The organism is Actinoplanes sp. NPDC026623 (genome assembly GCF_040638275.1).
GTDB lineage: Bacteria > Actinomycetota > Actinomycetes > Mycobacteriales > Micromonosporaceae > Actinoplanes.
This window is the reverse complement of sequence record NZ_JBEZXZ010000332.1, coordinates 1-5,612: the sequence shown is the minus strand read 5'-3', so window position 1 is coordinate 5,612 and position 5,612 is coordinate 1. Positions and strand designations below refer to the sequence as shown.

Genomic DNA, 5,612 nt, shown 5'->3' with positions numbered 1-5,612 from the left:
GATCTCCGGGCAGCGGCCGGCCGCGCTGGACGCCGCCGAGCCGCTCGGACCCGCGTACGGCGCGCTGACGGACTGGCCGTTCGTGCGGGTGGTGCGCGGCGAGCCGGACGCCCTGGTCCGCCGCGACGTCGCCGCGCTGTACGCGGCCGCCCGCCGGCCCGGCCGCTTTCTGGTCGCGCTGGACGCGTCCGGCTCGATGAACACGGTGACCACCGACCCGGACCTGACCCGCTTCGAGGTCGCCGCGGCGGCGATCGAGCGGGCGGCGTCCCGGCTGGGCCGGCGCGACGAGCTCGGCCTGCTCACCTTCAGCGGCCGCAGCGCCCGGGAGACGCTGCCGATCGCCCCGGCCGGCGACGATCCGGTCGGCCGGGTGCGCCGGGCGGCCGCCGCGATCCGGCCCGGCGGTGACACCCCGCTCTACGAGGCCGTCCGGCGCGGGTCCGCCGCGCTGCGGGCCGGCGCCGGCGACGCCCGGCGCGACCTGGTGGTGCTCACCGACGGCAAGGACACCAGCGGGCGGCCGCCGCCGTCGCGCGCCCAGACCGCGGGGGTGCGCATCTTCGTGATCGCCGTCGGTGACGTGAGCTGCACCGACGCCGCCCTCGCCGCGCTGGCAAGGGGCAGCGGCGGGCGCTGCTTCGACGCCGGTCCGGACTCACTGCAGCCGGCCCTGGCCGGGATGTTCCGCGCCGTCTGGGATACGGAGGACTGACATGCTGCGGCTGCGAACCTGGATGGCCTTCGCCGTCGGCAACCTGACCGGGGCCGCGCTGATCGCCTCGCTGTTCCTGTTCGGTCCGCTGTCGCGGCCGGCGGAGCTGGAGAGCGGCGAGCTGGTCATCCTCAGCGGCCAGGACGACAGCGCCGGCGGGCAGCGTCAGCAACTGGTGAACATCTGGAACGACAGCCACCCCCGCAACCGGGCCCGGATCGTGACGCTCCCCGAGGCCGCGGACGGCCAGTACGCGGAGATGGTCAGCCGGGCCGAGGACGGCGACACCGACATCTTCAACCTCGATGTCGCCTGGACGGCCCGGTTCGCCGAGCCGCCGTCCGGGCGCCGGCTGATCCGGCCCATCGACGAGTCGCTGCTCGCCGAGCGGCCGGACCGGGCATTCATGCCCAATCCCCTGGCCACCTGCCGGTACGACGGGCGGCTGTGGGCGCTGCCGTTCAACACCGACGCGGGCCTGCTGTACTACCGCACCGACCAGGGGCTGAGGCCGCCGTTCGACTGGGCCGCGATCAGGGCCGCCGGGGTCAGGCCCGGCTTCGACGCCGTCTGGACCGGCCAGCTCAACAGCTACGAGGGGCTCACGGTCAACTTCCTCGAGACGGTCTGGGCGCTCGGCGGGGACCTGGCGGTCGCCGGGGACGGCACGGTGAGCCTGGACCTGAAGAAGTGGGACGAGGCCGCCCGGCTGCTCACCCCGCCGCGCGACGGCGGGCGCGGCCTGATCCTGCCGGGCTCGGTTTCCTTCGAGGAGACCAGCAGCCGCAGCGCCTTCCGCGACGGCAGGACGCTGTTCATGCGCAACTGGCCGGTCGCGTACCGGGCGATGCTCACCGGCGATCAGGGGCGCGACGGAGGGCGGTTCGCCTTCGACGTGACGCGGCTGCCCGGCGACAGCGTGCTCGGCGGGCAGAACCTGGCGATCTCGGAGCGGACCAGCAAGCCCCGGGCCGCGCAGGCGCTCATCGAGTTCCTGACCGGCGAGCGCGGTCAGCGGCTGCTCTTCGTCAACGGCGGCTTCGCGGCGACCCGGGCCGGCGTCTACGAGGACGAGACGATCAAGCAGAAGTACCCCTACCTGCCGCGGCTGCGCGAGGCGATCGACACCGCCCGGCTGCGGCCGGTGTCGCCGAACTACGTGCCGTTCAGCGGGGTGCTCAACCAGCAGGTGCACGACGTGCTGACCGGGCGGCGCCAGTCGCTGCCGCCGGACCTGGCCGACCGGCTGACCAGGGCCCTGCAGGGCAGATAGCCGCGCAGGGCCCTGGGCCGCTCAGTGCCGTTCGCGCAGCAGGTCGTGCGTCTGCTGGATCTTGGCAAGCGACTTCGGTGCCTTCGGCGCCGCGGTCCTGGCGAGCGCGGAGACGCCCTCGACGGCCGGCTTCGCCGGCGTGTAGAGCCACGCGTCGAACAGGTCGTCAAGCTGCTGGCCGGAGATCTTCTCGGCCAGCGCGGTGAACTCGGCGGTGTTGCCGTTGCCGTAGCGGTGCTCGGCCTCCCAGGTGCGGAGCAACTCGAAGAAGTCCTGGTCACCGATGGTGTTGCGGAGCTGGTGCAGGGTCATCGCGCCCCGGTCGTACACGGCGTTGCCGAAGATCTCCGACGGGCCGGGCTCGGCGGGCGCGACGGTCCAGAAGTCCGCGGGCTCGGTCGCGTACAGGTAGTCGAAGATCTCCTGGGCGGTGCCCTCGCCCTGCTCCTCGGACCAGAGCCACTCGGCGTAGCTGGCGAAGCCCTCGTTGAGCCAGATCTCCTTCCACTGGTCGACCGACACGGTGTCGCCGAACCACTGGTGTGCGTTCTCGTGCACGATCACCGACATGTTCGAGCCGCTGCGGAAGAAGCCCGACGAGTAGACCGGCCTGGTCTGCGTCTCGAGGGCGAAGCCGAGCGTGCCGGGCGGGGCCACGACGCCGCCGCGGGCCTCGAACGCGTAGGGCCCGAAGACGCTGCTCTCCCAGTCGATGACCTCGGCGGTGCGCTCGACGCTGGCCTTCGCCGCGTCCTCGAAGTCCGGCGTGAGCAGGTCCGAGTACGCGTTGATCACCTGCTGGCCGTCGGCCGCGGTGTCCCGGGTGATCTCATACTGCCCGATCGCCAGGAACGCCAGGTAGGTCGCCTGCGGGTGGATCGAGCGCCAGCTCCACCGGGTCCAGCCGAGGATCTCGCGCACCGGGTTGCGCGGCATGACGCCGTTGCTGATCACCTCGACCCCGTCCGGCACGGCGACGGAGACGTCGAAGGTGGCCTTGTCGCTCGGGTGGTCGTTGCTCGGGAACCACCACCAGGCCTCTTCGGGCTCGCCGACCGCGAGCGCGCCGTCGGGGGTGCGGACCCAGGCGGTGAAGCCGGCCGCGACCTTGTTGGACGGCACGCCGGAATACTGAACCACCACGGTCATCGCCTGGCCGCGGGTGACCGGCCGCGCCGGGGTGACCACCAGCTCGTGGTCGCCCTCCCGGCTGAACGTTGCGGGGCGGTTGTTGACCTTCACCGAGGCCACGTCGAGGATGAAGTCGAGGTGGAACGAGCTGAGATCCTGCTCAGCGGTCGCCAGGATCGTGGTGGTGCCGGTGAGGCGGTCGTCGTCGGGGTAGTAGCGCAGCCGGACGTCGTAATGCGAGACGTCGTAGCCGCCGTTGCCGTAGTCGGGGAAGTACTCGTCCCCAAGCCCGGCGCCGCCGGGAGCGGGTGCGGCCTGAGCCGGGAGCGCGCCCCCGGCCAAGGTCAGTGCGGTGGCGAGCGTTGCCACCAGCAGTCGTCGCACGGTCGAGTTTCCTTCCGTCGGCGGACCGGATCGCGGTCCGACGTGGAGTGGTCAGCTCGAACCTATCGAAGTTCCTCGACGCCTGTCGCCTCAGTCCAGGATGGAGATGACCGCGGCCGGGCAGTGCAGCACCGCCGAGCGGACCGCCTCGTACTGCTCGGGCGGCGGCTCCGGGTCGAGGACGACGACCACGGCCTCCTCAGGATCCTGGTCGAAGACGGCCGGGGCGGTCAGCGCGCAGGTGCCCGACCCGATGCACAGGTGGGTGTCGACGGCTACCTTCATGAGCTCTCCAAGCATCACGTTGAGTCACCGCGTTCACACTGCACGCCCCCCATCCCCCGGTCAACGCCTGGCCGAATACGTGCCGATCCCCGCGAAAACCACCGGCGGCCCCGGCCCGATGCCACCCGCACAGGTAAACAAAAACCGGGTCGAAGGGTTCTTCAACCACCCCTGTCATGTTGGGATTGGGACGTCACACAGCGCATCTTTCGAGGAGACCAAGCATGATCAATCTGTCCGTCTTCCTGGAAGACAGTGCCCGGAACCATCCGCACCGGGCGGCGGTCGTCCTCGGCGACCAGCGGCTGACATACGCACAGGTGGACGCGGGCGCCAACCAGGTCGCCAACCTGCTCAGGTCCCGCGGCATCGGCCCCGGCGACAAGGTGGCGCTGTCGTGCCCGAACCTGCCGTACTTCCCGGTGATCTACTACGGGATCCTCAAGGCCGGCGCGGTGGTCGTGCCGCTCAACGTCCTGCTGAAGGGCCGTGAGATCGCCTACCACCTGACCGACTCGCAGGCCAAGGCCTACTTCTGCTTCCAGGGCACCGCCGAGCTGCCGATGGGCGCCGAGGGGCACGCCGGGTTCGGCCAGGTCGACGACTGCGAGCACTTCTTCCTGGTCACCGCCGACCCGGCCGCGCCGTCGCCGATCGACGGCGCCGAGACGCTGGGCCGGGCCCTGACCGGGCAGTCGCCGGTCTTCGAGACCGTGCAGGCGGCCGAGACCGACCCCGCGGTCATCCTCTACACGAGCGGCACCACCGGCCAGTCCAAGGGCGCCGAGCTCAGCCACTCGAACCTGATCCTCAACGCGCTGACCTGCAACCGGCTGTTCCAGTCGAAGCCGGGCGAGGACACCCACCTGCTCGTCCTGCCGCTGTTCCACTCCTTCGGCTCGACCGTGAACATGAACGCGGGCTTCTCCAGCGCGGCGACGCTGGTGCTGCTGCCGCGCTTCGACGCCGAGGCCGCGGTCAAGCTGCTGCAGACCGAGGACGTCACGTTCTTCGCGGGCGTGCCGACGATGTACTGGGGCCTGCTCAACGCCCTGACCGACGACGTCGACGTCGAGAAGATCGCCCGCAACATGCGGGTCGCGGTCAGCGGCGGGTCGAGCCTCCCGCTGGAGATCATCAAGGAGGTCCGGCAGCGCCTCGGGGTGACCATTCTGGAGGGCTACGGCCTGTCCGAGACCTCGCCGGTGGCGACGTTCAGCGACCCCGCCGGCGAGCCGCGGCCCGGGTCCATCGGCATCCCGATCTGGGGCGTCGAGGTGAAGCTGATCGACGAGTCCTGGAACACCGTCGAGGGCAGCGACGAGATCGGCGAGATCGCGATCCGCGGCCACTGCATCATGAACGGCTACTACAACCGGCCCGAGGCGACCGCCGAGGTGCTCAACAACGGCTGGTTCCGCACCGGCGACCTGGGCAGGCGCGACAAGGACGGCCACTACTACATCGTCGACCGGGCGAAGGACATGATCATCCGCGGTGGCTTCAACGTCTACCCGCGGGAGGTCGAGGAGGTCCTGATGACCCACGAGGCGGTGTCGCTCGCCGCGGTGATCGGGGTGCCGCACCCGAGCCACGGCGAGGAGATCAAGGCGTACGTGATCCTCCGGGAGGGCGCCACGATCACCGAGGAGGAGCTCGTCGCCTGGGGCAAGGAGCAGATGGCCGGCTACAAGTACCCGCGGACCGTCCAGTTCGCCGAGACGCTGCCGATGACCGCGACCGGCAAGCTGCTCAAGCGGGCACTGACCTGACCCGGGGCAGGCTGCCCTGAGGTACCGCGGACGCGCGCCCGGAGGGGGACCC

At 71.0% G+C, this 5,612-nt stretch carries 5 protein-coding genes; 3 read left to right on the top strand and 2 right to left on the bottom strand.

The window, feature by feature from the left end; all coding sequences use genetic code 11:
* A partial coding sequence (locus AB0F10_RS43805) for a vWA domain-containing protein (protein ID WP_360640102.1) occupies positions 1–715 on the top strand: 715 nt, incomplete at its 5' end.
* A gap of 1 nt (position 716) precedes the next feature.
* The gene (locus tag AB0F10_RS43800) at positions 717–1,988 is read left to right on the top strand and encodes an extracellular solute-binding protein (protein WP_360640099.1); all 1,272 of its coding nucleotides are present in this window, start codon (positions 717–719) and stop codon (positions 1,986–1,988) included.
* Positions 1,989–2,009: 21 nt separating this feature from the next.
* On the opposite strand, the gene AB0F10_RS43795 is transcribed toward AB0F10_RS43800, so the two are convergent.
* Positions 2,010–3,503: a M1 family metallopeptidase gene (locus AB0F10_RS43795; RefSeq protein WP_360640096.1), complete on the bottom strand. Its 1,494-nt coding sequence runs from the start codon at positions 3,501–3,503 to the stop codon at positions 2,010–2,012.
* Between the two features lie 90 nt (positions 3,504–3,593).
* On the bottom strand, positions 3,594–3,788 hold the full coding sequence (locus tag AB0F10_RS43790; RefSeq protein ID WP_360640093.1) for a ferredoxin: 195 nt from the start codon (positions 3,786–3,788) through the stop codon (positions 3,594–3,596).
* A 224-nt stretch (positions 3,789–4,012) separates the two neighbouring features.
* Between AB0F10_RS43790 and AB0F10_RS43785 the strand changes: the two genes are divergently transcribed.
* Positions 4,013–5,560: a long-chain fatty acid--CoA ligase gene (locus AB0F10_RS43785; RefSeq protein WP_360640090.1), complete on the top strand. Its 1,548-nt coding sequence runs from the start codon at positions 4,013–4,015 to the stop codon at positions 5,558–5,560.
* Positions 5,561–5,612: the final 52 nt, after the last annotated feature.

Excerpts from the sequence above, each read along its gene's own strand:
- AB0F10_RS43800 (WP_360640099.1), top strand. The coding sequence starts at position 717 with ATGCTGCGGCTGCGAACCTGGATGGCCTTCGCCGTCGGCAACCTGACC.
- AB0F10_RS43790 (WP_360640093.1), bottom strand. The coding sequence starts at position 3,788 with ATGAAGGTAGCCGTCGACACCCACCTGTGCATCGGGTCGGGCACCTGC.
- AB0F10_RS43785 (WP_360640090.1), top strand. The coding sequence starts at position 4,013 with ATGATCAATCTGTCCGTCTTCCTGGAAGACAGTGCCCGGAACCATCCG.